Annotated in this window: 18 protein-coding genes and 1 pseudogene; 14 read left to right on the top strand and 5 right to left on the bottom strand. The window is 60.9% G+C overall.

Features of this window, described 5'->3' with window-relative positions:
- The first annotated feature begins 232 nt into the window (after window positions 1–232).
- From CQ041_RS00230 to CQ041_RS00200, 7 genes are all read left to right on the top strand, one after another.
- Entirely contained in the window at window positions 233–1810 is a 1578-nt protein-coding gene (locus CQ041_RS00230; protein WP_371923000.1) for an ABC transporter substrate-binding protein, read from the top strand.
- A gap of 170 nt (window positions 1811–1980) precedes the next feature.
- Complete coding sequence (locus tag CQ041_RS00225) at window positions 1981–3384, top strand: OprD family porin (protein ID WP_105520928.1); 1404 nt, start codon at window positions 1981–1983, stop codon at window positions 3382–3384.
- 80 nt (window positions 3385–3464) lie between these two features.
- The gene (locus tag CQ041_RS00220; protein ID WP_105520929.1) at window positions 3465–5063 is read left to right on the top strand and encodes an ABC transporter substrate-binding protein; all 1599 of its coding nucleotides are present in this window, start codon (window positions 3465–3467) and stop codon (window positions 5061–5063) included.
- Between the two features lie 76 nt (window positions 5064–5139).
- Window positions 5140–6150 carry an ABC transporter permease subunit gene (locus CQ041_RS00215; protein ID WP_003171721.1) on the top strand — a complete coding sequence of 337 codons (1011 nt, stop codon included), beginning with the start codon at window positions 5140–5142 and terminating at the stop codon, window positions 6148–6150.
- Window positions 6151–6160: 10 nt separating this feature from the next.
- Entirely contained in the window at window positions 6161–7072 is a 912-nt protein-coding gene (locus tag CQ041_RS00210; RefSeq protein WP_105520930.1) for an ABC transporter permease subunit, read from the top strand.
- A gap of 10 nt (window positions 7073–7082) precedes the next feature.
- The gene (locus CQ041_RS00205; protein WP_105520931.1) at window positions 7083–8051 is read left to right on the top strand and encodes an ABC transporter ATP-binding protein; all 969 of its coding nucleotides are present in this window, start codon (window positions 7083–7085) and stop codon (window positions 8049–8051) included.
- Window positions 8051–9022, top strand: a complete 972-nt coding sequence (locus tag CQ041_RS00200) for a peptide ABC transporter ATP-binding protein (protein WP_025856265.1) — start codon at window positions 8051–8053, stop codon at window positions 9020–9022. The genes CQ041_RS00205 and CQ041_RS00200 overlap by 1 nt, the downstream gene beginning before the upstream one ends.
- Before the next feature lie 180 nt (window positions 9023–9202).
- Here CQ041_RS00200 and CQ041_RS00195 read toward each other — a convergent pair whose 3' ends face one another.
- Together CQ041_RS00195 and CQ041_RS00190 are read right to left on the bottom strand one after the other, a co-directional pair.
- Entirely contained in the window at window positions 9203–9448 is a 246-nt protein-coding gene (locus CQ041_RS00195) for a hypothetical protein (protein WP_105520932.1), read from the bottom strand.
- Between the two features lie 155 nt (window positions 9449–9603).
- Entirely contained in the window at window positions 9604–11187 is a 1584-nt protein-coding gene (locus tag CQ041_RS00190) for a peptide chain release factor 3 (RefSeq protein ID WP_105520933.1), read from the bottom strand.
- Window positions 11188–11518: 331 nt separating this feature from the next.
- On the opposite strand from CQ041_RS00190, the gene CQ041_RS00185 reads away from it, so the two are divergent.
- The 5 genes from CQ041_RS00185 to CQ041_RS00165 all read left to right on the top strand — a co-directional run bounded on the left by CQ041_RS00185 (window position 11519) and on the right by CQ041_RS00165 (window position 16610).
- Window positions 11519–12235 carry an ABC transporter permease gene (locus tag CQ041_RS00185; RefSeq protein ID WP_025856261.1) on the top strand — a complete coding sequence of 239 codons (717 nt, stop codon included), beginning with the start codon at window positions 11519–11521 and terminating at the stop codon, window positions 12233–12235.
- Between the two features lie 20 nt (window positions 12236–12255).
- On the top strand, window positions 12256–13152 hold the full coding sequence (locus CQ041_RS00180) for a glycine betaine ABC transporter substrate-binding protein (protein ID WP_105520934.1): 897 nt from the start codon (window positions 12256–12258) through the stop codon (window positions 13150–13152).
- An 11-nt stretch (window positions 13153–13163) separates the two neighbouring features.
- Window positions 13164–13817, top strand: coding sequence for an ABC transporter permease (locus CQ041_RS00175; RefSeq protein ID WP_105520935.1), 654 nt, complete (start codon window positions 13164–13166; stop codon window positions 13815–13817).
- Window positions 13814–14971 (top strand): betaine/proline/choline family ABC transporter ATP-binding protein, encoded by a 1158-nt coding sequence (locus tag CQ041_RS00170; protein WP_003171711.1) that lies wholly within the window; start codon window positions 13814–13816, stop codon window positions 14969–14971. The genes CQ041_RS00175 and CQ041_RS00170 overlap by 4 nt, the downstream gene beginning before the upstream one ends.
- Window positions 14972–15446: 475 nt before the next feature.
- The gene (locus CQ041_RS00165) at window positions 15447–16610 is read left to right on the top strand and encodes a type III PLP-dependent enzyme (RefSeq protein ID WP_105520936.1); all 1164 of its coding nucleotides are present in this window, start codon (window positions 15447–15449) and stop codon (window positions 16608–16610) included.
- A 54-nt stretch (window positions 16611–16664) separates the two neighbouring features.
- On the opposite strand, the pseudogene CQ041_RS00160 reads toward CQ041_RS00165, so the two are convergent.
- The 3 genes and pseudogenes from CQ041_RS00160 to CQ041_RS00145 form a co-directional block, all read right to left on the bottom strand.
- Window positions 16665–16862 (bottom strand): annotated as a pseudogene (locus CQ041_RS00160) (type II toxin-antitoxin system RelE/ParE family toxin); the annotation flags it as partial.
- A 180-nt stretch (window positions 16863–17042) separates the two neighbouring features.
- Entirely contained in the window at window positions 17043–17786 is a 744-nt protein-coding gene (locus tag CQ041_RS00150) for a tetratricopeptide repeat protein (RefSeq protein WP_105520937.1), read from the bottom strand.
- A gap of 1 nt (window position 17787) precedes the next feature.
- Window positions 17788–18468: a Fe2+-dependent dioxygenase gene (locus CQ041_RS00145; protein WP_105520938.1), complete on the bottom strand. Its 681-nt coding sequence runs from the start codon at window positions 18466–18468 to the stop codon at window positions 17788–17790.
- 205 nt (window positions 18469–18673) lie between these two features.
- On the opposite strand from CQ041_RS00145, the gene CQ041_RS00140 reads away from it, so the two are divergent.
- Window positions 18674–20974, top strand: a complete 2301-nt coding sequence (locus CQ041_RS00140) for a TonB-dependent siderophore receptor (RefSeq protein WP_105520939.1) — start codon at window positions 18674–18676, stop codon at window positions 20972–20974.
- A gap of 134 nt (window positions 20975–21108) precedes the next feature.
- Entirely contained in the window at window positions 21109–23634 is a 2526-nt protein-coding gene (locus CQ041_RS00135) for a sulfite reductase flavoprotein subunit alpha (protein WP_105520940.1), read from the top strand.
- The last annotated feature ends 25 nt before the right edge of the window (window positions 23635–23659 follow it).

Raw genomic sequence — 23659 nt, 5'->3', positions numbered from 1 at the left:
CGAACTGCGCTTTATGTCTCCGTTGCCTACAAGGTCAGTCAGACTTTTCGCATTTACTGCCAGCGCCACGACCCATAACGTCGTAGGACGGCAGCGCTATCAGTCTGGGAAGGCATTTGCCGTATCTGGGATCAGTGATATCCCCAGCCCGGGTGGCTGGGTGATCGCTCGCTGATGACAACTAGAAATAAGGATCGGGATCGTCATGCGCCATACCACCGTTCTATCCGCAATGTTCGCCACCAGCCTGCTGGCTGTGGCCACGATGGGCCAAGCGGCCGAAAAGCAGAGCCTGGTGTTCTGCTCCGAAGGCAGTCCGGCCGGTTTTGACACCGCGCAATACACCACCGCCACCGACAACGATGCGGCGGAACCCTTGTACAACCGCCTGGTGGAGTTTGAAAAAGGCGAGACCAACGTAGTGCCTGGGCTGGCAACCAAGTGGGATATTTCCGAAGACGGCCTGACCTACACCTTTCACCTGCGTGAAGGGGTGAAATTCCACAGCAACAAGGAATTCAAGCCGACCCGGGACTTCAACGCCGATGACGTGCTGTTCACCTTCAACCGTATGCTTGACCCCGAGCACCCGTTCCGCAAGGCCTACCCCACGGAGTTTCCGTACTTCAACGGGATGAGCCTGAACAAGAACATCGCCAAGGTTGCCAAGACCGACCCGCACACCGTGGTGATGACCCTGAACACGGTAGACGCCGCGTTTATCCAGAATATCGCCATGAGCTTCGCGGCGATCCTGTCGGCCGAATACGCCGAGCAACTGCTCAAGGCCGGCAAGCCCAGCGACATCAACCAGAAGCCCATTGGCACGGGCCCGTTCGTGTTCCAGCGCTATCAGAAAGACTCGCAGATCCGCTATGTGGGCAACAAACAGTACTGGGACCCGAGCCGCGTAAAGCTCGACCAACTGATCTTCGCCATCAACACCGACGCCTCGGTGCGGGTGCAGAAGCTCAAGGCCGGCGAATGCCAGGTGACCCTGCATCCGCGTCCGGCTGATGTCGACGCCCTCAAGGCCGACCCCAAGTTGCAACTGATGAGCAAGCCGGGTTTCAACCTCGGCTATATCGCCTACAACGTGCGGCACAAGCCCTTCGACCAGCTCGAAGTGCGTCAGGCGCTGGACATGGCCGTGAACAAGCCAAGCATCCTCAACGCCGTATACCAGGGCGCGGGGCAACTGGCGGTGAACGCCATGCCGCCAACGCAGTGGTCCTACGACGACACCATCAAGGACGCCGCCTACAACCCGGAAAAAGCCAAGGAGTTGCTCAAGGCCGCCGGCGTCAAGGAAGGCACCGAGATCACCCTGTGGGCAATGCCGGTGCAACGTCCTTACAACCCCAACGCCAAGCTGATGGCCGAGATGCTGCAAAGCGACTGGGCCAAGATCGGCCTCAAGGTCAAGATCGTCAGCTACGAATGGGGTGAATACATCAAGCGCACCAAGAACGGTGAGCACGATGTCAGCCTGATTGGCTGGACTGGCGACAATGGGGACCCGGACAACTGGCTGGGCACCTTGTACAGCTGCGACGCCATCGGCGGGAACAACTACTCCATGTGGTGCGACCCGGCCTACGACAAGCTGATCAAAGAAGCCAAGGTCGTCACCGACCGCGAACAACGGACTGTTCTGTACAAACAGGCGCAGCAACTGCTCAAGCAGCAGGTGCCGATCACGCCAGTCGCCCACTCGACGGTCAACCAACCGTTAAGCGTGAAAGTCGAGGGCTTCAAAGTGAGCCCCTTCGGCCGGAACGTGTTCTCGGGCGTCAGCATCACCCCATAAGAAAATAACCGGATTGCAGGAGAGCGTAATGGGCTCTCCGGCAAACGTGCGGCCTTTTTGCGGGAATTTTCCTACGGCAAACGTTTGCAATGGCTTGAACGAGTTCCACACCCAATAGCCGGTCCACCTAAAAAGACCGGCATAAAAAAAGAACCAAAGGAGCTTCACCCATGAAACTGAGCAGCAAAGCGCTTCTGGCCCTGGCCATCAGCAGCATCACGGCCACCGCCTACGCGGAACCGGCCGGTCAGAACTTCGTTCCGACCACCCTGGCCGGCGCCAGCGCCCAAAGCGAAGCAAAAGGCTTCATCGAAGATTTCAGCCTGGGCGGCACCACGCGCAACTGGTACTCCCACGAAAGCAAATACCGTGGCGGCGTCTACGAATACAGAAAGAACGGCCAGACCCTGACCGACCGCAACCGTACCAACTGGGTGCAGGGCACCATCATCAACGCCAGCTCGGGCTTCACCCAGGGCACCATCGGCGTCAAGACCGAAGTGGCCGTGTACAACGCCCTGGTACTGGACCGCAGCCGTCGCGATATCAAAGGCGGTTCCAACCGCACCCTGGCCCACTCCAACGGTGATGCCGTCGACCAGTGGAGCAAACTGGGCCTGGCCAACGTGCAGTTCCGTGCGTCCAACACTGTCCTGACTGCCGGTCGCCAGAACTTCAGCACGCCGATTGTCGACAACATCGGTAACCGTGCCCTGCCGTCGAGCTTCCAGGGCGTGAGCTTTGACAGCAAAGAGTTCAGCAACCTGTCGTTCCAGGGTGGCGTGTTCGATCGCGTTTCCCCACGTACCGAACAGAGCCTGTCGAAATTCCGCACCGAGTACAGCGCTGGCGGCGCACGCGGCGCGACCACTGACAAGGTCTACACCCTGGGTGCCAACTACCAGCCGTTCGAGAGCCTGAAGACCAGCATCTTCGGTGCCAACGTGAAGGACTTCTGGAACCAGTACTACTTCGGCGCAACCCACGAGCTGGGCGACAGCCAGACCCTGTCCCTGACCACCGGTCTGAACTACTACAAGACCGTGGACGAAGGCAAAAAGCTGATGGGCGAAATCGACAACGACACGTACTCGCTGTCGCTGGGCCTGGCTCACAAGGCCCACAGCCTGACCTTCGCCTACCAGGAAGTGAACGGTAACGAGTACTTCGACTACCTGCACGAAACCAACGGCATCTACCTGGCCAACTCCCTGACGTCGGACTTCAACGGCCCGAACGAGAAGTCCTTCCAGGTCGCCTACGCCATCAACATGGCCGAATACGGCGTGCCAGGCCTGAAGTTCAACGTCTACTCGGCACGCGGCTGGGGCATCGACGGTACTCACTACCGCAGTGGCAACGGCGCACTCGGCTACGGCGCTGACATCTTGAAGCAGGACGGCGAGAAGCATCAGGAGTACGGTGTAGGCGCAGGCTACGCGGTTCAGAGCGGCCCGCTCAAGGCCACCGCGATCCGTGCCACGTATGTTGAGCACCGCGCCAGCGCCAACCAGTCCGACGGCAGCATCAAAGAGTTCCGCCTGGTCACCACCATCCCGTTCAACATCCTTTAATCACCACCCGCTGGACGCAGGGCTCATGACGAGCCCTGCGTCTACGCTTGTCTGGCCCTATGGATTTCGGAGGTCTGCGAATGAAAATGCTCCCACTACAAGCCGCCATGGCTGCTGCGCTGTTAAGCGTGGCGGTCGGCATTTCGGCCAAGCCGCTGGTGGTCTGTACCGAAGCCAGCCCGGAGGGTTTCGACCCGGTGCTGTACACCACGGCCGTGACCGCTGATGCCGCTGCCGAAACCATGTTCAACCGCTTGGTGGACTTCAAGCCTGGCACCACCGAAGTGGTTCCTGCACTGGCCAAGGATCTGCCCGAGATCAGCGCCGATGGCCTGACCTACACGTTCCATCTGCGTGACGACATCAAGTTCCACACCACCGACTATTTCAAACCCACGCGTAACCTGAATGCCGACGACGTGCTGTGGAGCTTCCAGCGCCAGCTGGACCCGAATCACCCGTGGCATAAAAAGTCCCTCGTGGGTTACCCGTACTTCGAAAGCATGGGCTTCAAGGAACTGCTCAAGAGCGTAGAAAAGACTGACGATCACACCGTCGTTTTCAACCTGACCCGTCCTGAAGCGCCGTTCCTGGCTGACCTGGGCATGGCATTCTCTTCCATCCATTCGAAGGAATACGCCGACCAGTTGCTCAAGGCCGGCAAGACTGAAGACCTCAACGCCAAGCCCATCGGCACTGGCGCGTTCATCTTCACCCGTTATCAGAAAGACGCCCAGGTGCGGTTCAAGGCCAACCCGGACTACTTCCGTGGCAAGCCGCAAGTCGACCCGTTGATCCTGGCGATCAGCACCGACAACAACGTGCGCCTGCAGAAGCTCAAGGCCAACGAGTGCCAGATCGCGTTGTTCCCCAAGCCGGATGACATTCCTAGCATCAAGAAAGACCCGAACCTGAAAGTCGACGAACTGGCGGCGATGACCACCAGCTACACCGCAATGAACACCACCCATAAGTACATGAGTGATGCGCGGGTCCGTCACGCGATCAATATCGCGTTCGACAAGGCCGGTTACACCGAAGCCCTGTTCGGCAAAGGTAATGCCGTGGTGGGCACCGGCCCTTATCCGCCGACCTTGCTGGGTTTCAGCGACAAGCTTAAAAACCCTCCCCGCGACCTGGACAAGGCCCGTGCCCTGCTCAAGGAAGCCGGTGTACCGGAAGGCACTGAGTTCAGCCTGTTCACCCGTAACGGTGGCGGCCCGACCAACCCCAACCCGATGCTCGGCGCCCAGCGCATGCAGGCCGACCTGGCGCAGATCGGCCTGAAAGTGAATATCAAAGTCATGGAATGGGGCGAGATGCTCAAGCGTGCTAAAAACGGTGAGCACGACATGGTTTCCGCGGGCTGGGTGGGCGATAACGGCGACCCGGACAATTTCCTCACGCCGATCCTGAGTTGCGATGCGGCGAAAAACGGCGAAAACTACGCCCGCTGGTGTAACAAAGAGTTTCAGGACTTGATCGACAAGGCGCGCGCCGTCGCTGAACCCGCCCAGCGCGCTGCACTCTATGAACAAGCACAAGACGTTTTCGAAAAAGACCAACCATGGCTTCCCATGGCTTACCCGAAACTGTTCACAGCAATGCGCAAAAACGTAGAAGGCTTCAAACAAAGCCCTCTAGGTACAAATAACTTCGCCACCACCCAGGTGAAGTAAATAAGAAAAACGCTCGGCGCCGTCGACATGGACGGTGCCGGACCTGCCTAACCGGCTGATTGAGGTACACCACAAGATGTTTAGTTTTATTGCCCGCCGATTGGGGTTATTGATCCCCACGTTTTTCGGCATCACGTTGCTCACGTTTGCGTTGATTCGCATGATCCCTGGCGACCCCGTCGAAGTCATGATGGGCGAGCGGCGCGTCGACCCCGAGATGCACGCACAGGCAATGGAGCGCCTTGGCCTTAACAAGCCGCTGTATGCGCAATACCTGGACTATGTCGGCAAGCTCGCCCAGGGCGATCTTGGCGAGTCCCTGCGCACCCGCACCAGCGTGTGGACCGAATTCACCGCCCTGTTCCCCGCGACCCTGGAATTGTCCATGGCCGCCCTGTTGTTCGCCGGCATCCTGGGCCTGTTGGCCGGGGTGATCGCGGCCTTGAAGCGAGGATCCCTGTTCGACCACGGAGTGATGGGCATCTCCCTCGCGGGATATTCGATGCCGATCTTCTGGTGGGGCCTGATCCTGATCATGTTCTTCTCGGTCAGCCTGGGCTGGACGCCAGTTTCCGGGCGCATCGACCTGCTCTACGACATCGAGCCGCGCACCGGCTTCATGCTGATCGACACCCTGCTGGCTGACGAGCCGGACGCGTTCTGGGACGCACTGCACCACCTGATCCTGCCGGCCATCGTGCTCGGCACTATCCCGCTGGCGGTAATTGCGCGGATGACCCGTTCGTCGATGCTCGAAGTGCTGCGCGAAGACTACATCCGCACCGCCAAGGCCAAGGGCCTGTCGCCGGCGCGCGTGGTGTTCGTCCACGGCCTGCGCAACGCGTTGATTCCGGTACTGACCGTGGTCGGCCTGCAAGTCGGCACGCTGCTGGCCGGTGCGGTCCTGACCGAAACCATCTTCTCGTGGCCCGGCATCGGCAAATGGCTGATCGAAGCCATTGGCGCGCGGGACTACCCGGTGGTGCAAAACGGCATCCTGTTGATCGCCTGCCTGGTGATCCTGGTGAACTTCGTGGTGGATATCCTCTACGGCTTCGCCAACCCACGCATCCGTCATCAGCGCTGAGATCAAGACCATGACCACACCTACTCCCGTGTCAGCAGTCGATCAAAGCCTGCTGTATCCGTCCCCGTACAAAGAATTCTGGCAAGCCTTCTCCAAGAACAAAGGCGCGGTTGCCGGCCTGGCGTTCATGTTGCTGATCGTGTTCTGCGCGATCTTCGCCCCTTGGGTGGCACCGCATAACCCCAGCGAGCAATACCGCGACTTCCTGCTGACCCCGCCAGCCTGGCTGGAAGGTGGGCAGATCCAGTTCCTGCTCGGCACCGATGAACTGGGCCGGGACCTGCTCTCGCGCCTGATCCAGGGATCGCGCCTGTCGCTGCTGATCGGCTTGTCGTCGGTGGTGATGTCGCTGATCCCGGGCATCCTGCTGGGCCTGTTCGCCGGGTTCTTCCCGCGTCTGCTCGGCCCGACCATCATGCGTCTGATGGACATCATGCTGGCCCTGCCCTCGCTGCTGCTGGCCGTGGCCATCGTCGCAATCCTCGGCCCTGGCCTGATCAACACCGTGATCGCCATCGCGATCGTTTCGCTGCCGTCCTACGTGCGTCTGACCCGTGCTGCGGTGATGGGCGAACTGAACCGTGACTACGTGACTGCCGCCCGCCTCGCCGGTGCCGGCCTGCCACGCCTGATGTTCATCACCGTGCTGCCCAACTGCATGGCGCCGCTGATCGTTCAAGCGACCTTGAGCTTCTCTTCCGCGATCCTCGATGCCGCGGCCCTGGGCTTCCTCGGCCTTGGCGTACAACCGCCAACCCCGGAGTGGGGCACCATGCTGGCCTCGGCCCGTGACTACATCGAACGCGCCTGGTGGGTCGTGAGCCTGCCGGGTCTGACCATTTTGCTCAGCGTGCTGGCAATCAACTTGATGGGTGACGGCCTGCGCGATGCGCTGGACCCGAAACTCAAGAACGCCGCCTGAGGAGATTCCCATGTCACTGTTAGAAATCAAGAATCTCAACGTTCGCTTCGGCGACAAGACCGCCGTGCCAGTGGTCGACGGCCTCGACCTCAAGGTCGACAAAGGCGAAGTCCTGGCCATCGTTGGCGAGTCGGGCTCGGGTAAATCCGTGACCATGATGGCGTTGATGGGCCTGATCGAGCACCCCGGCATCGTCACCGCCGACGCGCTGACCTTCGACGGCAAGGACATGCTCAAGCTGAGCAACCGCCAGCGCCGCCAGATCGTCGGCAAAGACCTGGCGATGGTGTTCCAGGACCCGATGACCGCGCTGAACCCCAGCTACACCGTGGGTTTCCAGATTGAAGAAGTGCTGCGCCTGCACCTGAAGATGTCAGGCAAACAAGCGCGCAAGCGTGCCATCGAGCTGTTGGAAAAAGTCGAAATTCCGGGCGCTGCCAGCCGTATGGATGCCTACCCGCACCAACTGTCCGGCGGTATGAGCCAACGCGTCGCCATCGCCATGGCGATTGCCGGCGAGCCAAAGCTGCTGATCGCGGACGAGCCGACCACAGCATTGGACGTGACCATCCAGGCCCAGATCATGGAGCTGCTGCTGGCCCTGCAAAAAGAGCAGAACATGGGCCTGGTGCTGATCACTCACGACCTCGCCGTCGTGGCTGAAACCGCCCAGCGCGTGTGCGTGATGTACGCCGGCCAGGCCGTTGAGGTTGGCCAGGTGCCGCAACTGTTCGACATTCCGGCGCACCCGTACAGCGAAGCGCTGCTCAAGGCAATTCCCGAGCACAGCCTCGGCGCCACGCGCCTGGCCACGCTGCCGGGGATCGTGCCGGGCCGTTATGACCGCCCACAGGGTTGCCTGCTGTCGCCGCGTTGCCCGTACGTGCAGGACACCTGCCGCACCCAACGCCCAGGGCTCGATCCGAAAACCAACAGCCTTGCACGCTGCTTCTACCCCTTGAACCAGGAGGTGGCGTAATGGCCGTCGTTCTTACCGCCCGCGACCTCACCCGTCACTACGAAGTGTCCCGTGGCCTGTTCAAGGGTCACGCCACCGTGCGCGCCCTGAATGGCGTGTCCTTCGAGCTGGAAGCCGGCAAGACCCTAGCCGTGGTGGGCGAGTCGGGTTGCGGCAAATCCACCCTGGCCCGTGCGCTTACGCTGATTGAAGAGCCGTCTTCAGGCTCATTGAAAATCGCCGGCCAGGAAGTCGCCGGCGCCGACAAGGCCCAGCGCAAACAACTGCGCAAAGACGTGCAGATGGTATTCCAGAGCCCATACGCCTCGTTGAATCCACGGCAGAAAGTTGGTGATCAACTGGGCGAGCCGCTGCTGATCAACACCAACCTGTCCGCCGCCGAACGCCGCGAAAAAGTGCAGGCGATGATGAAGCAAGTGGGCCTGCGCCCTGAGCATTATCAGCGCTACCCGCACATGTTCTCCGGTGGCCAGCGCCAGCGGATCGCGTTGGCCCGGGCGATGATGCTGCAACCTAAAGTGCTGGTGGCGGATGAACCGACCTCGGCACTCGACGTATCGATCCAGGCCCAGGTGCTCAACCTGTTCATGGACTTGCAGCAGGAATTCAACACCGCCTACGTGTTCATCTCCCACAACCTCGCGGTGGTGCAACACGTCGCCGACGACGTGATGGTGATGTACCTCGGCCGCCCGGTGGAAGTCGGTCCCAAGGAAGACATTTACGCACGTCCCCTGCACCCGTACACCCAGGCGTTGCTGTCGGCCACCCCGACCATCCACCCGGACCCGAACAAACCGAAAATCAAGATCGTCGGCGAACTGCCCAACCCGCTGAACCCGCCGCCGGGCTGTGCGTTCCACAAGCGTTGCCCGTATGCGACGGCGCGGTGCAGCACCGAGGAGCCGCAGTTGCGCGCGTTGGATAACCGCCAGGTGGCGTGCCACTACGCGGAGCAATTCGTGGCCTGATCGCCCTGTAGGAGCGAGCTTGCTCGCGAAGAACGCAAGGACGCCGCGTTAGATCAGGATGCACGCGTTATCGTTGACGTTTTTCGCGAGCAAGCTCGCTCCTACAGTAAACAGCGTTCTACAGCCCCTCCCGTCAGGTTGCGCATCAGCCTGGAGGGAGGGGCTTTCTTTTGGGCGCCGTTAACTGTCGCCGTCATCGTAAGTTTCGCTGTCTTCCCCTTCGTTGTAGGGGTTTTCGGCGTCTTCCTTCGGCGCAGGCTGGGCCTGGGGCTGCCAACTACCGGAGTTGACCTCCTGCTGTTTTTTCTTGGTGACGGGGCCGGTGTCTTTCCACTGGGGCGTTCCGGCGTCGGCCATGGCGGAGGCGGTGGGTAGCGCCAGGCCAGCGAGCAGTATCAGGCGGATCAAGCGTTGAACACTACGCACGGCAGCCTCCTTCTTAGTGATTGGGTAAAAACTAGACCTGATGTACGGTTCTCGCCAATACATCGACGTATGGAGCTCCCACAGTTTTGATCTGTGTTGGACATAAAAAAGGGCGAAGCCATCACAGCTTCGCCCTTCTCTCTACCGCTCAGACCTTAGTGGTGTTCACGCGTCGCGCGGAATTTCACATCCGGCCAGCGCTCTTCCATCAACGCCAGATTCACCCGCGTCGGTGCCAGGTAGGTCAGGTGACCACCGCCGTCGACCGCCAGGTTTTCCACGGCCTTGTTGGAGAACTCTTCCAGCTTCTTCTTATCGCTGCAATCGATCCAGCGCGCGGAGTACACGGTGATCGGCTCATACGAGCACTCGACCTTGTATTCCTCTTTCAAGCGGCTCGCGACCACGTCGAACTGCAGCACACCGACGGCGCCGAGGATGATGTCGTTGCTGCGCTCGGGGAAGAACACCTGGGTGGCGCCCTCTTCTGCCAATTGCTGCAGGCCCTGGCGCAGTTGCTTGGATTTCAGCGGGTCGCGCAGGCGGACGCGGCGGAACAGTTCCGGGGCGAAGTGCGGGATGCCGGTGAAACCCAGCACTTCGCCTTCGGTGAAGGTGTCACCGATCTGGATGGTGCCGTGGTTGTGCAAACCGATGATGTCGCCGGCGTAGGCTTCTTCGAGCTGTTCACGCTCGGAGGAGAAGAACGTCAGGGCGTCGCCGATGCGCACGTCCTTGCCGGTACGCACATGGCGCATCTTCATGCCTTTTTCGTATTTGCCGGAGCAGATGCGCATGAAGGCGATGCGGTCGCGGTGTTTCGGGTCCATGTTCGCCTGGATCTTGAACACGAAGCCGGAGAACTTCTCTTCCACCGGTTCCACGGTGCGCTCGTTGGCCACCCGTGCCAGCGGGCGCGGCGCCCAATCGACAACGGCGTCGAGTACGTGGTCGACACCGAAGTTGCCCAACGCAGTACCGAAGAACACCGGGGTCAGTTGGCCGTCGAGGAATTCCTGCTGATTGAACTCATGGCAGGCGCCCTGCACCAATTCCAACTGGTCGACGAAGCGGTCGTACTCGTCACCCAGGTGGGCGCGGGCTTCGTCCGAATCGAGCTTCTCGATGATCTTGGTTTCGGTGCGCTCGTGACCGTGGCCGGCGGTGTAGACAATGATGTAGTCATCGGCCAGGTGGTACACGCCCTTGAAGTCACGGTAGCAACCGATCGGCCAGGTGATCGGCGCGGCCTTGATCTTGAGGACGGCTTCGATTTCATCCAGCAACTCGATGGGGTCGCGGATGTCGCGGTCGAGTTTGTTGATGAAGCTGACGATGGGCGTGTCACGCAGGCGGCACACGTCCATCAGCGCGATGGTACGTGGCTCGACGCCTTTACCGCCGTCGAGGACCATCAGCGCCGAGTCCACCGCGGTCAGGGTGCGATAGGTATCTTCGGAGAAGTCTTCGTGGCCCGGGGTGTCGAGCAGGTTGACCATGTGGTCGCGATACGGGAACTGCATGACCGACGTGGTAATGGAAATACCCCGTTGTTTTTCCATTTCCATCCAGTCGGAGGTGGCATGGCGGTCGGATTTGCGGGATTTCACCGTGCCGGCCACCGCGATTGCCTTGCCCATCAGCAAGAGTTTCTCGGTGATGGTGGTTTTACCGGCATCGGGGTGGGAAATAATGGCGAAAGTGCGGCGTTTCGCGACTTCGGCGGCCTGGTGGGTCATGGGAAATCGCCTGGCAGGTGAGTCAAAAAAGGGCGGCGAGTATAGCGCAAACCCCGGGGGCCGGACCACCGTTCACCCGATTGGGGGTGGCTAAATGCTGCCAAGTGTGGAACCTTTTAAAAGGTCGAGACGTCCACTCCCCTGCTACCGCACTCGGAACAGGGGCTGATAAATCAGCAAGTTAGCCTGACGAGGCTGCGCTCATGGCTCGGATTGATACCGCGTTGCCGGTATGGACGAGCTGCTTTTCGCGAACTCATTCGCCGACAGCCAGGAATGGCATTGCCGCTCGGAAATGTGTTCGCCGACAAAAGAAAAAAGGAGTCCGCCTGTGGCTATTCGCTATGGCAAAGGGCTGATAGGAGGAGCGGTTGTCGTCGCCCTCTTGGCCCTGCTGGTCCACTGGATCGGCATCAACACGATCGAACTGTACCGCGACGATTTGTTGTTTTACCTGCAAGCACATTTGATCCTCGTTCTAGTCTCCATGCTGGCGGCCCTCGTTGTGGGCATCCCCGCCGGTATCCTGCTCAGCCGACCGAACATGGTCGGGCGCGCAGAACGCTTCATGCAGATCTTCAACATCGGCAACACCGTCCCTCCCCTGGCTGTACTGGCCATCGCCCTCGGCGTCCTTGGCATCGGCAGCGGCCCGGCCATCTTCGCGCTGTTCCTCGCCTCCCTCCTGCCCATCGTGCGCAACACCTACGAAGGCCTGAAAAACGTCCAGGGTTCCCTCAAGGAAGCCGCCACCGGCATCGGCATGACGCCGCGCCAGGTGCTGTTTCGCGTGGAATTGCCCAACGCCGTGCCGATCATCATCGGCGGTGTGCGCGTGGCCCTGGCGATCAACGTCGGCACCGCGCCGCTGGCGTTCCTGATCGGCGCCAACAGCCTCGGCAGCCTGATCTTCCCTGGCATCGCCCTGAACAACCAGCCGCAATTGCTGCTCGGCGCCGCGTGCACCGCGTTGCTGGCCTTGCTGCTTGACGGCCTGGTGACCATGGCCAGCCGCCTCTGGCTGGAACGCGGGTTGCGTCCGTCTTAAGGCTTGGTAAAGGAATTCACATGAAAAAGCTGACATTGATACTGAGCTGCGTCCTGCTGTTCGCGGGACTGACGCAAGCCGCTGAAAAACCGGTGATCCGCATCGGCGCCCGGGTGTTCACCGAACAGACCCTGCTGGCCGAAATCACCTCCCAGTACCTGCGCGCCAAGGGCTATGACGCCCGTGTGACCGGCGGCCTGGGCAGCAACCTGGCGCGCAGTGCCCAGGAGAGCGGGCAGTTGGACCTGATCTGGGAATACACCGGCGTGTCGCTGGTGGCCTATAACCACATCGACGAGAAACTCGACAGCGCACAGTCCTACGCTCGGGTGAAAGAAGTCGATGCGAAAAAAGGCCTGGTCTGGCTCTCCCCGTCGCGCTTCAGCAACACCTACGCCCTGGCACTGCCAGAAAAGGTTGCCGCCGAGCATCCCGACATCAACAGCATCAGCGACCTGACCAAAGCCATGGCACAGGACGTCAAGGAAAACCGCCTGGTGGCCCTCGACACGGAGTTCGCCAACCGCTCCGACGGCCTGGCCGGCATGGTCAAGCTGTACGACATGAACCTGACCCGCAAGAACACCCGCCAGATGGACGCCGGCCTGGTCTACACCGCGCTGCGTAATGGCCAGGTGTTTGCCGGCCTGGTCTATACCACCGACGGTCGCCTGAACGCGTTCAAGTTGAAGCTGCTGGAAGATGACAAGCATTACTTCCCGGACTACACCGCCGCCCCGGTGATCCGCCAGCAGTACCTCGACCAGCACCCGCAGCTGGCCGCCGAGCTCAAGCCGCTGGCTGACCTGTTCGACGACGAAACCATGCGCCAGCTGAACGCGCGGGTCGACGTCGACCATGAAAGCCCTTCCGCTGTTGCCGCCGATTTCCTGCGCCAACATCCCATCAATCAATAAGAGGAGAAGACATGGAATTCCTGAACGCCTTTTCCCATCTTGATTGGGCACAAGTCCTGCACCTGACCTGGCAGCACATCACCCTGGTGGGCATTGCCGTGGTCCTCGCGATCCTGATCGGCGTGCCGCTGGGCATCCTGATGACGCGGTTTCCCACCCTGGCCGGCCCACTGCAGGCCAGCGCCACGGTGTTGCTGACCGTGCCGTCCATCGCCCTGTTCGGCCTGCTGCTGCCGTTCTACTCCAAGTTCGGCCAGGGCCTGGGACCGATGCCGGCGATCACCGCCGTATTCCTCTACTCCCTGTTGCCGATCATGCGTAACACCTACCTGGCCCTCACCGGCGTGGAACCGGGCATTCGCGAGGCCGCCAAAGGCATCGGCATGACCTTCGGCCAGCGCCTGCGCATGGTCGAGCTGCCCATCGCCGTGCCGGTGATCCTCGCCGGCGTGCGCACCGCCGTGGTGATGAACATCGGTGTCATGACCATCGCCGCCACCATCGGCGCCGGTGGCCTGGGTGTACTTATTCTGGCTTCCATCAGCCGCAGCGACATGTCGATGCTGATCGTCGGCGCCGTGCTGGTCAGTCTCCTGGCCATCTTCGCCGACCTGCTTCTGCAATGGCTGCAACGCTCGCTGACTCCAAAAGGATTGCTCAAATGATCGAACTTCAAAACCTGTCCAAGACCTTCCAAAGCAACGGCAAGACTGTCACCGCCGTGAACGATGTAAGCCTGACCGTCAATGAAGGCGAAATTTGCGTGTTCCTCGGCCCATCGGGTTGCGGCAAAAGCACCACGCTGAAAATGATCAACCGCCTGATCAAGCCGACCTCGGGCAAGATCCTGATCAACGGCGAAGACACCACCGACCTCGACGAAGTGACCCTGCGTCGCAACATCGGTTATGTGATCCAGCAGATCGGCCTGTTCCCCAACATGACCATCGAGGAAAACATCGTGGTGGTGCCCAAACTGCTCGGCTGGGACAAGCAGAAATGCCACGACCGTGCCCGCGAACTGATGAGCATGATCAAGCTGGAGCCCAAGCAGTACCTGCATCGCTACCCGCGTGAGCTGTCGGGCGGCCAGCAACAGCGGATCGGGGTGATCCGTGCACTGGCGGCCGATGCGCCACTGCTGCTGATGGACGAGCCGTTCGGCGCCGTCGACCCGATCAACCGCGAGATGATCCAGAACGAATTCTTCGAGATGCAGCGCGCGCTGAACAAGACTGTGATCATGGTCAGCCACGACATCGACGAAGCCATCAAGCTGGGTGACAAGATCGCGATCTTCCGTGCCGGCAAGCTGTTGCAGATCGATCACCCGGACACCCTGCTCGCGCACCCGGCCGACGAGTTCGTCAGCAACTTCGTGGGCCAGGACAGCACCCTCAAGCGCTTGCTGCTGGTGAAGGCCGAAGATGCGGCGGACAACGCCCCGTCGGTCAGCCCGGAAACCCCGGTGGCCGATGCGCTGGAGCTGATGGACGAACATGACCGCCGCTACGTGGTAGTCACCTGTGCCGAGAACAAAGCGCTGGGTTATGTACGACGTCGCGACCTGCACCGTCAGACCGGTACCTGCGGCCAGTACCTGCGCGAGTTCAACGCCACGGCGGCGTATGACGAGCATCTGCGCATCCTGTTGTCGCGCATGTACGAGTTCAACCGCTCGTGGCTGCCGGTGATGGATGCAGAGCGGGTGTTCCTCGGCGAGGTGACACAGGAGTCGATTGCCGAGTACCTGAGTTCCGGCAAGTCGCGTGGGGGCAAGACCAGTATCGTCTCGCCTGCCGAGACGGCGCTGGCCTGATCTGACACCGCGCGGTTAAACATGTGGGAGGGGGCTTGCCCCCGATAGCGGCGTGTCAGCTACAGATAAGCTGACTGACACACTGTAATCGGGGGCAAGCCCCCTCCCACATTTGGCTCTAGGGTGGGCCAGGAATTCCCACCGATTTGCCCCCTCCGGGGAACATCATTCCGTCACACCTGTCGGTTACATAAGTAGCTGCACGGGTTCGCGCGACGAACGCGTGCAAAAACGCGACATTTTTAGTTGATCTCAAGCCCCTCACGCCCTAAAGTTCGCGCCGAACGTCCATGCTGGAAACGATCCATCCGGCTCAAGTACTGACGACGAGACAGCAGGCCAAGGGAGCGGTTATTCCCGTGGCCTTTTTGCTTTCGGCGACATGCCTTGGGAAGTAGGCGAACCAAAGTGGGGATACGGAGGACGTTCATTTGCACCCATTGATCAATTCAGTTTGCCAGTAGGAGTTCCCAGCATGTCGATCAAGGTCGAAGATTATTTCGCGCGCGCCACATTTGATAAAATGAAGGCGTTCGCCGACAAGCAAGAAACCCCGTTCGTGGTGATCGACACCGCAATGATCAGCCAGGCCTACGATGACCTGCGCGCCGGTTTCGAATTCGCCAAGGTTTATTACGCCGTCAAGGCCAACCCGGCCGTCGAGATCATCGACCTGCTCAAAGAGAAAGGCTCGAGCTTCGATATCGCCTCGATCTACGAGCTGGACAAAGTGATGGACCGTGGCGTCAGCGCCGACCGCATCAGCTACGGCAACACCATCAAGAAATCCAAGGACATCCGCTACTTCTACGAGAAGGGCGTGCGCCTGTTCTCCACCGACTCCGAGGCCGACCTGCGCAACATCGCCAAGGCCGCACCGGGCTCGAAAGTGTATGTACGTATCCTCACCGAAGGCTCGACCACGGCTGACTGGCCGCTGTCGCGCAAATTCGGCTGCCAGACCGACATGGCCATGGACCTGCTGATCCTGGCCCGCGACCTGGGCCTGGTCCCTTACGGCATCTCGTTCCACGTCGGCTCGCAACAGCGCGACATCAGTGTGTGGGACGCGGCCATCGCCAAGGTCAAAGTGATCTTCGAGCGCTTGAAAGAAGAAGACGGCATCCACCTGAAGCTGATCAACATGGGCGGTGGCTTCCCGGCCAACTACATCACCCGCACCAACAGCCTGGAAACCTACGCGGAAGAAATCATCCGCTTCCTCAAGGAAGATTTCGGTGACGACCTGCCGGAAATCATCCTGGAGCCAGGCCGTTCGTTGATCGCCAACGCCGGCATCCTGGTCAGCGAAGTGGTACTGGTGGCACGTAAATCCCGCACCGCCGTCGAGCGTTGGGTGTACACGGACGTGGGCAAGTTCTCCGGCCTGATCGAAACCATGGACGAAGCCATCAAGTTCCCGATCTGGACCGAGAAGAAAGGCGAGATGGAAGAAGTGGTCATCGCCGGCCCTACCTGCGACAGCGCCGACATCATGTACGAAAACTACAAGTACGGCCTGCCGCTGAACCTGGCGATTGGTGATCGTTTGTACTGGTTGTCCACCGGTGCGTACACCACCAGCTACAGCGCGGTTGAATTCAATGGCTTTCCGCCACTGAAGTCGTTCTACGTGTAAGACGCCAGCGAATAAAAAACCCATGACATGTCATGGGTTTTTTATGGGCAAAAGTCATCGATCTTCACGGACGTGCCACAACCGCAAGATATAGAACGTGGATGCTTGAATCTCATACCGTATTTCGTAGTGCCCCACTAAAAGCCGTCTTACGTCGCGCGGCTCAAATTCTTCGACTCGCTCGCCTATCCGCGGATTACGCAGCAAACTCAAAGGCGCTTGGGACAGTGACTGGACTGTGCGTGCATTCGCGCCGCCATCTGATCAACTCTATGCGCCAGGGCCGTAGGAACGTGAGCAGTCAGGACTTTGGTATCAGCACCCCTAATTCCTCTCTTCGCAGCATTGCGAAACACATGATTAAAACTGAATCAGCTCTAATCACAGTGATTTTGGCTATGTCAACATCCGCAGCACCCTATCGCTCATCGCTTAGTTGAAAATCCGTAATTCAAACTGCTGCGCAAAGGATCGGATCTGTGGCTGCGCGGCGCTCAACAGTGATTTGTACGCCGTGCGCAGAAACTTCAAATTCCCCCCCGCCAACGCCTTGCGCAACCATTCCAATGCCACGTCGACCTGGCCGCTGTCCGCCAGCACCGCCGCATAGCTGAACTGCCCGCGAAAATCTCCGCCTTCGGCCGAGCGCCGATACCAGTCCACCGCCGCCTCCAGATCCTGCGCACAGAACCGACCGTCTTCCAGATAACGCCCCAGCAGGTTCATCGACTTGGCATGGCCTTGTTCCGCTGCCTGGCGGTACAGGCTCAGGGCTTGTTGCTGGTCTTCGGCCACACCGCGTCCGGTCGCCAGCAGGTTGGCGTAGTTGTATTGCGCCCAATCCAAACCAGCCTCGGCAGCCTTGCGGTATTCACGCGCCGCGGCTGCTTCATCAGGCGCGCAGCCCCAGCCGTGCTCCAGGCAACGGCCGGCCATGTTGCGCGCCATCGAGTGTCCGCCTTGGGCGGCAATCTGGAACCAGCGCAAGGCCAGGGCCTCGTCCTGCGCAATGCCACGGCCTTCCAGCAGGATCTGCCCGAGCAGGGCTTGGGCGTCCACCACACCCTCCTTCGCCGCGACGAGGATCGCCTGGGCGGCGCGCACCGGGGAGTCGTCCAGCATGGCTTGCAGTTGCTCGACGTTGAGCACTTCTTCGCGGCGCAATAAAAAGCTCATGTCAGACCTCGACCCAGCGGCGCAGCAAGTTGTGGTAGGTGCCGGTGAGCTGGATCAGGGCCGGGTGGTCAGGCACATCCGCCGTCAACTGCCGGATTGCGCCGTCCATCTCGAACAGCAACGTGCGCTGGCTGTCTTCGCGGACCAGGCTTTGGGTCCAGAAGAACGAGGCATAACGCGCACCCCGGGTGACGGCGTTGACTTTATGCAGGCTGGACCCGGGATACAGCACCATGTCTCCGGCCGGCAGCTTGACCCGCTGTACGCCGAATGTGTCCTGAATCTCCAGCTCGCCGCCCTCGTATTCGTCCGGGTCGCTGAAGAACAGCGTGGACGACAGGTCGGTGCGCACGCGCTCGTGGCTGCCCTTGGGCTGGCGCACGGCATTGTCGATGTGAAAGTCGAAACTGCCGCCTGCGGTGTAGCAGTTGAGCAACGGTGGGAAGACCTTGTGAGGTAACGCCGCTGACATAAACAGCGGGTTTTTCCACAAGCGTTCCAGCATCGCCTCGCCGATTTCCTTGGCCAGCGGGTGGCCTTCGGGCAATTGCAGGTTGTGCTTGGCCTTGGCGGACTGATGCCCGGCGGTCATTTTTCCGTCGGCCCAGTCGGCATTTTCCAGGGCTTGGCGGATGCGCTGCACTTCCTCACGAGAGAACAGGCCGGGGATATGCAGCAGCATGGGCAATACCTGAAAACACAAAGACGTGAATGGTATTGATTCTTATCCGAGCTGTAAAACGCAGGAGACGAATGACTTCGTAAAAACCGTAAGCAAAAAGTGTAAAGAATGTAAATTCAGTGCAATTAGCAATGTATCGCAATTGATAGAAATACTTGTTCACCCTATATTCCGCGGCCTCACATCCTTGGGGAAGGACACTTTCATGTCGCGCAATTCAATAAAAGCACCTGCCAGTTCACCGCGTCTGCTGGCTTCGGCCATCGGCGTGGCGCTTACCGCCGGCTCTGCCTCCCACATGGCGCAAGCGGCCGAAGACACTGAGCAGAAAGGCGAGCGCAACAGCATCGCACTCGGGGCCACCAGCATTACCGGTGAAGAACAGGACGGCACGTCCTACCAGGTGGAAAAGGCCTCGTCGCAGAAGTACACCGCGCCGCTGGTGGACACGCCGCGCTCGGTCACCGTCGTGCCACAGCAAGTGCTCAAGGACACCGGCGCCACCTCGTTGCAGGATGCCCTGCGCACCGTGCCAGGCATTACCTTCGGTGCCGGTGAAGGCGGCAACCCCCAGGGCGATCGCCCGTTCATCCGTGGTTTTGACGCCCAGGGCGACACCTACCTAGACGGCGTGCGCGACACCGGCGGCCAGAGCCGCGAGATCTTCGACATCGAATCGATTGAGGTCAGCAAAGGCCCGAACTCCTCGTTCGGCGGGCGTGGCTCGGCCGGTGGCAGCCTCAACCTGGTGAGCAAGACCCCGCAAGCGCGGGACTTCACCAATGGCGGCTTCACCTACGGCTCGGACCAGACTCGCCGTTACGTGCTCGACGTCAACCGCCAATTCCTCGACAGCGCCGCCTTCCGCCTGAACCTGATGAGCCACGAACAGAACGTGGCCGGCCGCGACGCCGTGAATTACGACCGCTGGGGCGTCGCGCCGTCGCTGACCTTTGGCCTGGGCACACCGACCCGTGTCAACCTCAGCTACTACCATATGGAAAGCAACGACCTGCCAGACTCGGGCATTCCCTACGGCTACGCATCGGCGACCGCCACCGTCCACGGCAACGACAAGCCCAACGACGGCGGCGACAGCAACAACTTCTACGGTCTCAAAGACCGTGATTTCCGCAAGACCCGCGCCGACATCAGCACGTTCTCCATCGAGCATGACCTGAGCGACACCATGACGCTGAAAAATACCCTGCGCCATGGCAGTACAGGCCAGGATTATGTACTGACCCAGCCGGATGACAGCACTCGCAACCTCAGCCGCTTTGGTACAGTGTGGCGCCGTGCCAACACCCGCGTCTCCACCACCACGACCACCACCAACCAGACCGATCTGTTCGGCAGCTTCCAGGCGCTGGGCTTCAAGCACAGCTACTCCACCGGGCTGGAATTTACCGGTGAAGAAACCCGTGTGAGTGGCTACACCGTCACCCCGAACACCAACCCGACCTGCACCGTGGCCGGTGGTGGTCGCGGCGGCCAGTGTACGTCGTTGAGCAACCCCAACCCGGACGACGCCTGGACCGGCAGCGTGGCACGCAACTACATGGGCACCAATACCAAGGCCACCAGCCGCGCCGCCTATGTGTTCGACACCATCGAACTGGACCCTAAATGGCTGCTGAACGTCGGCCTGCGCTACGACACTTTCGATACCGAAGCCAACATCAACGCAGCCCCGACCCAGACGGTCAGGGCGCGTACCAAGGTCAAGGACGACAGCCAATTCTTCAACTGGCAAGCGGGCCTGGTGTGGAAGCCGCTGGAAAACGGCAGCATCTACACCTCCTACGCCACATCGGCTTCGCCAGCCGGCGGCCTGGTGGGTGAAGGCGTCGACAACAATGCGATCCCCACCGGCATCAACACCAGCGACTTGCAGCCGGAAGAAACCGTCAACTATGAGCTGGGGACCAAGTGGGACCTGTTCCATGACCGCCTCTCCCTCACCGCCGCCGTGTTCCGTACCGAGAAGAAAAACACGCGTATCCTAGTGAGCAACAACACCTACGAAACCGCTGGCGAATCCCGCGTCGACGGTATGGAGCTGTCAGCCAGCGGCAAGATCACCGAACACTGGCAAGTGTTCGCCGGCTACAGCTTGCTTAAAAGCGAGCTGGTCGACCCCGGCAGAAACGGTAACCGTCAGGCGATCGTCCAGACCGGCTCCAACAAAGGCAACCAGATGCCCAATACCCCGGAGCGTTCCTTCAGCCTGTGGACCACCTATGACGTGACCCCGAAACTGACCATCGGTGGCGGCGCCTTCTATGTCGACGAGGTCTACGGCGATGCGGCCAACACCGTGTACGTGCCGGCCTACACCCGCTACGACGCCATGGCCAGCTACAAATTGACCAAAAACGTCGACCTGCAACTGAACGTGCAGAACCTGACGGACAAGACCTACTACGACAAGGCATACGCCTCGCACTTCGCCAACCAGGCGGCGGGCCGCACGGCGTTGGTGTCCACCAGCTTCCACTTCTAAGGCAGTCGATAATCGCCCCAAGCCCCACGCATCGGATGCGTGGGGCTTTTGCGTGTTAAACAGAATATTTCTCGATAGCCCACGGCATAATGCGCGCCGTGTCCTACATACCCAGATAGACGAGGCGGTCAGACGTGTTGAAGAAAACCCTGTTCCAGTTGCACTGGTTTTTCGGCATCACCGCCGGGCTGGTGCTGGCCTTGATGGGGATCACCGGCGCGGCGGTGTCGTTCCAGGATGAAATCCTGCGGGCGCTCAACCCCACCGTGCTGACCGTGGAAAAACGCGAAGCCGGCGTACTGCCGCCTGCCGAACTGGTGCGCAAGCTCGAAGCCACCGAAGGCAAGGCCGTGGCCATGCTGTTCGTAGAGAGCGAAAGCGGCAACGCGGCCCGTGTGTTCTTCACCCCGCCGCCCGGCGAGCGCCGTGGGCAATTGCGCTATTTCGATCCTTACACCGGCGACTACATGGGCGATGTGGTGGGCCAGGACGTCTTCGGTTTCTTGCTGCAATTCCACCGTTTCCTGGTGATGGGCGATACCGGGCGCAACATCACCGGCGCCTGCACGCTGATCCTGGTGTTCTTCTGCCTCTCCGGCCTGTACCTGCGCTGGCCGCGCCAAGTGGCTAGCTGGCGTGCCTGGCTGGCAGTGGACTGGCGCAAAAAGGGTCGCGCCTTCAATTGGGACCTGCACTCGGTATTCGGCACCTGGTGCCTGCTGGCCTACCTGCTATCGGCATTGACCGGTTTGTATTGGTCCTACGACTGGTACAGCCAGGGCCTGACCAAACTGCTGTCGGACGCACCGCAAAACGAGCGCGTTCGCAAGCGCGGCCCCGCGCCCGAGGGAGCGGCGCCGGTGGCCAACTACGACGCGATCTGGAGCAGCATCTACAGCAACGCCGGCCCAGGCTTGAGCGCCTATAACATCCGCATGCCGGGCGTCGCCGGGCAACCGGCCACCGTCTACTACCTGCTGGAAAACTCGCCCCACGACCGTGCGCTGAACCAGATCAACCTGGACCCAGCCACCGGCGAGGTCAAATCCCACGACCGGTATGCCAGCAAAACCCTCGGCTCGCAGCTGCTCACCAGCGTCTATGCACTGCACACCGGCAGTTACTTCGGCCTGGTCGGACGCATTCTCCTCACCGTCAGCTCGGTGCTGATGCCGCTGTTCTTCATCACCGGCTGGCTGCTGTACCTGGACCGCCGCCGCAAAAAACGTCAGGTGCGCGACGCCCGCAAAGGCCTCGGTGCCAACCACAGCGATGCCCCGGCGTGGCTGATCGGCTTCGCCAGCCAGAGCGGTTTTGCCGAACAGCTGGCATGGCAAACGGCCGGCCAGTTGCAGGCCGCCGGTTTGCCGGTGAAGGTGCAAGCCTTGGGTAGCGTCAGCCAGGACGACCTGCGTCAGTCAGAAAATGCACTGTTCGTGGTCAGCACCTTCGGTGATGGCGAAGCCCCCGACAGCGCCCGGGGGTTCGAGCGCAGCGTGCTCGGCCAGGACCTGTCCCTCAAGGGCCTGAACTATTCGGTGCTGGCCCTGGGCGATCGCCAGTACGCACACTTCTGTGGCTTTGCCCGCCGCCTGCATTTCTGGCTGACCCATCAAGGCGGCAACGCCTTGTTCGCCCCGGTGGAAGTGGACAGCGGCGACACCGCTGCCCTGCTCCACTGGCAACAACAACTGGGCCAGCTCACCGGCCAGGCGCCGACCGCCGCATGGCCCACCGCCCAGTACGAAAACTGGACCCTGGCCCAACGCCGCCTGCTCAATTCCAACAGCAGCGGTTCCGACGTCTACCTGCTGGGCCTCACTGCGCCGTCCCCACACACCTGGCACGCCGGCGACCTGGTGGAAGTGCTGCCACGCAACTGCCCGTGGGCCATCGAGCACTTCCTCGAAGGCCTGGGGTTGTCAGGCACCCAGGGCGTAGTGATCGACGGCCTGGCGCAGACCCTCGACCAGGCCCTGGCCACGCGCCAGCTGCCGACCCATCGCGCTCACCTGGTGGGCCTGCACGCGCAGGCGCTGGTGGATGCTCTGGTGCCCTTGGGCATGCGCGAATACTCCATCGCCTCGATTGCCAGCGATGGCGTGCTGGAGCTGATCGTGCGCCAGGAGCGCCACCCGGACGGCAGCCTCGGCCTGGGTTCCGGTTGGCTCACCGAACACGCGGCCATCGGTTCGGCCATCAGCCTGCGCCTGCGCCGCAACAGCGGTTTCCACCTGCCCGACGCGCCGGTGCCAATGATCCTGCTGGGCAATGGCACCGGCATTGCCGGCCTGCGCAGCCTGCTCAAGGCGCGAATTGCCGATGGCCAGCAGCGCAACTGGCTGCTGTTCGGCGAACGCAATATCGCCCACGACTTCCTCTGCCAGGACGAGCTGCAAGGCTGGCTGGCCAGCGGCGATCTGGCGCTGCTGGACCTGGCGTTTTCCCGCGACCAGGAGGAAAAGATCTATGTGCAGGATCGCCTGCGCGAATCGGCCGAAGTACTGCGTAAATGGCTGGGCGAAGGCGCGGCGATTTATGTGTGCGGGAGCCTGCAAGGGATGGCGGCTGGAGTAGACCAGGCGTTAGTGGACATCCTCGGTAGTGACGCCGTGGAGCGATTGATCGAACAGGGCCGCTATCGCCGGGACGTATACTGACTAACACCTGTGGGAGCTGGTTTGA

It is taken from the genome of Pseudomonas sp. MYb60 (genome assembly GCF_002979555.1).
Classification (GTDB): Bacteria; Pseudomonadota; Gammaproteobacteria; order Pseudomonadales; family Pseudomonadaceae; genus Aquipseudomonas.
The sequence above is the reverse complement of the archived record's forward strand: the minus strand, read 5'-3'. Positions and strand labels throughout refer to the sequence as shown.

Bases quoted from the DNA above. Each gene is read 5' to 3' on its own strand.
- CQ041_RS00230 (WP_371923000.1), top strand. From the start codon at position 233: ATGTTCGCCACCAGCCTGCTGGCTGTGGCCACGATGGGCCAAGCGGCC.
- CQ041_RS00225 (WP_105520928.1), top strand. From the start codon at position 1,981: ATGAAACTGAGCAGCAAAGCGCTTCTGGCCCTGGCCATCAGCAGCATC.
- CQ041_RS00220 (WP_105520929.1), top strand. From the start codon at position 3,465: ATGAAAATGCTCCCACTACAAGCCGCCATGGCTGCTGCGCTGTTAAGC.
- CQ041_RS00215 (WP_003171721.1), top strand. From the start codon at position 5,140: ATGTTTAGTTTTATTGCCCGCCGATTGGGGTTATTGATCCCCACGTTT.
- CQ041_RS00210 (WP_105520930.1), top strand. From the start codon at position 6,161: ATGACCACACCTACTCCCGTGTCAGCAGTCGATCAAAGCCTGCTGTAT.
- CQ041_RS00205 (WP_105520931.1), top strand. From the start codon at position 7,083: ATGTCACTGTTAGAAATCAAGAATCTCAACGTTCGCTTCGGCGACAAG.
- CQ041_RS00200 (WP_025856265.1), top strand. From the start codon at position 8,051: ATGGCCGTCGTTCTTACCGCCCGCGACCTCACCCGTCACTACGAAGTG.
- CQ041_RS00190 (WP_105520933.1), bottom strand. From the start codon at position 11,187: ATGACCCACCAGGCCGCCGAAGTCGCGAAACGCCGCACTTTCGCCATT.
- CQ041_RS00180 (WP_105520934.1), top strand. From the start codon at position 12,256: ATGAAAAAGCTGACATTGATACTGAGCTGCGTCCTGCTGTTCGCGGGA.
- CQ041_RS00175 (WP_105520935.1), top strand. From the start codon at position 13,164: ATGGAATTCCTGAACGCCTTTTCCCATCTTGATTGGGCACAAGTCCTG.
- CQ041_RS00170 (WP_003171711.1), top strand. From the start codon at position 13,814: ATGATCGAACTTCAAAACCTGTCCAAGACCTTCCAAAGCAACGGCAAG.
- CQ041_RS00165 (WP_105520936.1), top strand. From the start codon at position 15,447: ATGTCGATCAAGGTCGAAGATTATTTCGCGCGCGCCACATTTGATAAA.
- CQ041_RS00150 (WP_105520937.1), bottom strand. From the start codon at position 17,786: ATGAGCTTTTTATTGCGCCGCGAAGAAGTGCTCAACGTCGAGCAACTG.
- CQ041_RS00145 (WP_105520938.1), bottom strand. From the start codon at position 18,468: ATGCTGCTGCATATCCCCGGCCTGTTCTCTCGTGAGGAAGTGCAGCGC.
- CQ041_RS00140 (WP_105520939.1), top strand. From the start codon at position 18,674: ATGTCGCGCAATTCAATAAAAGCACCTGCCAGTTCACCGCGTCTGCTG.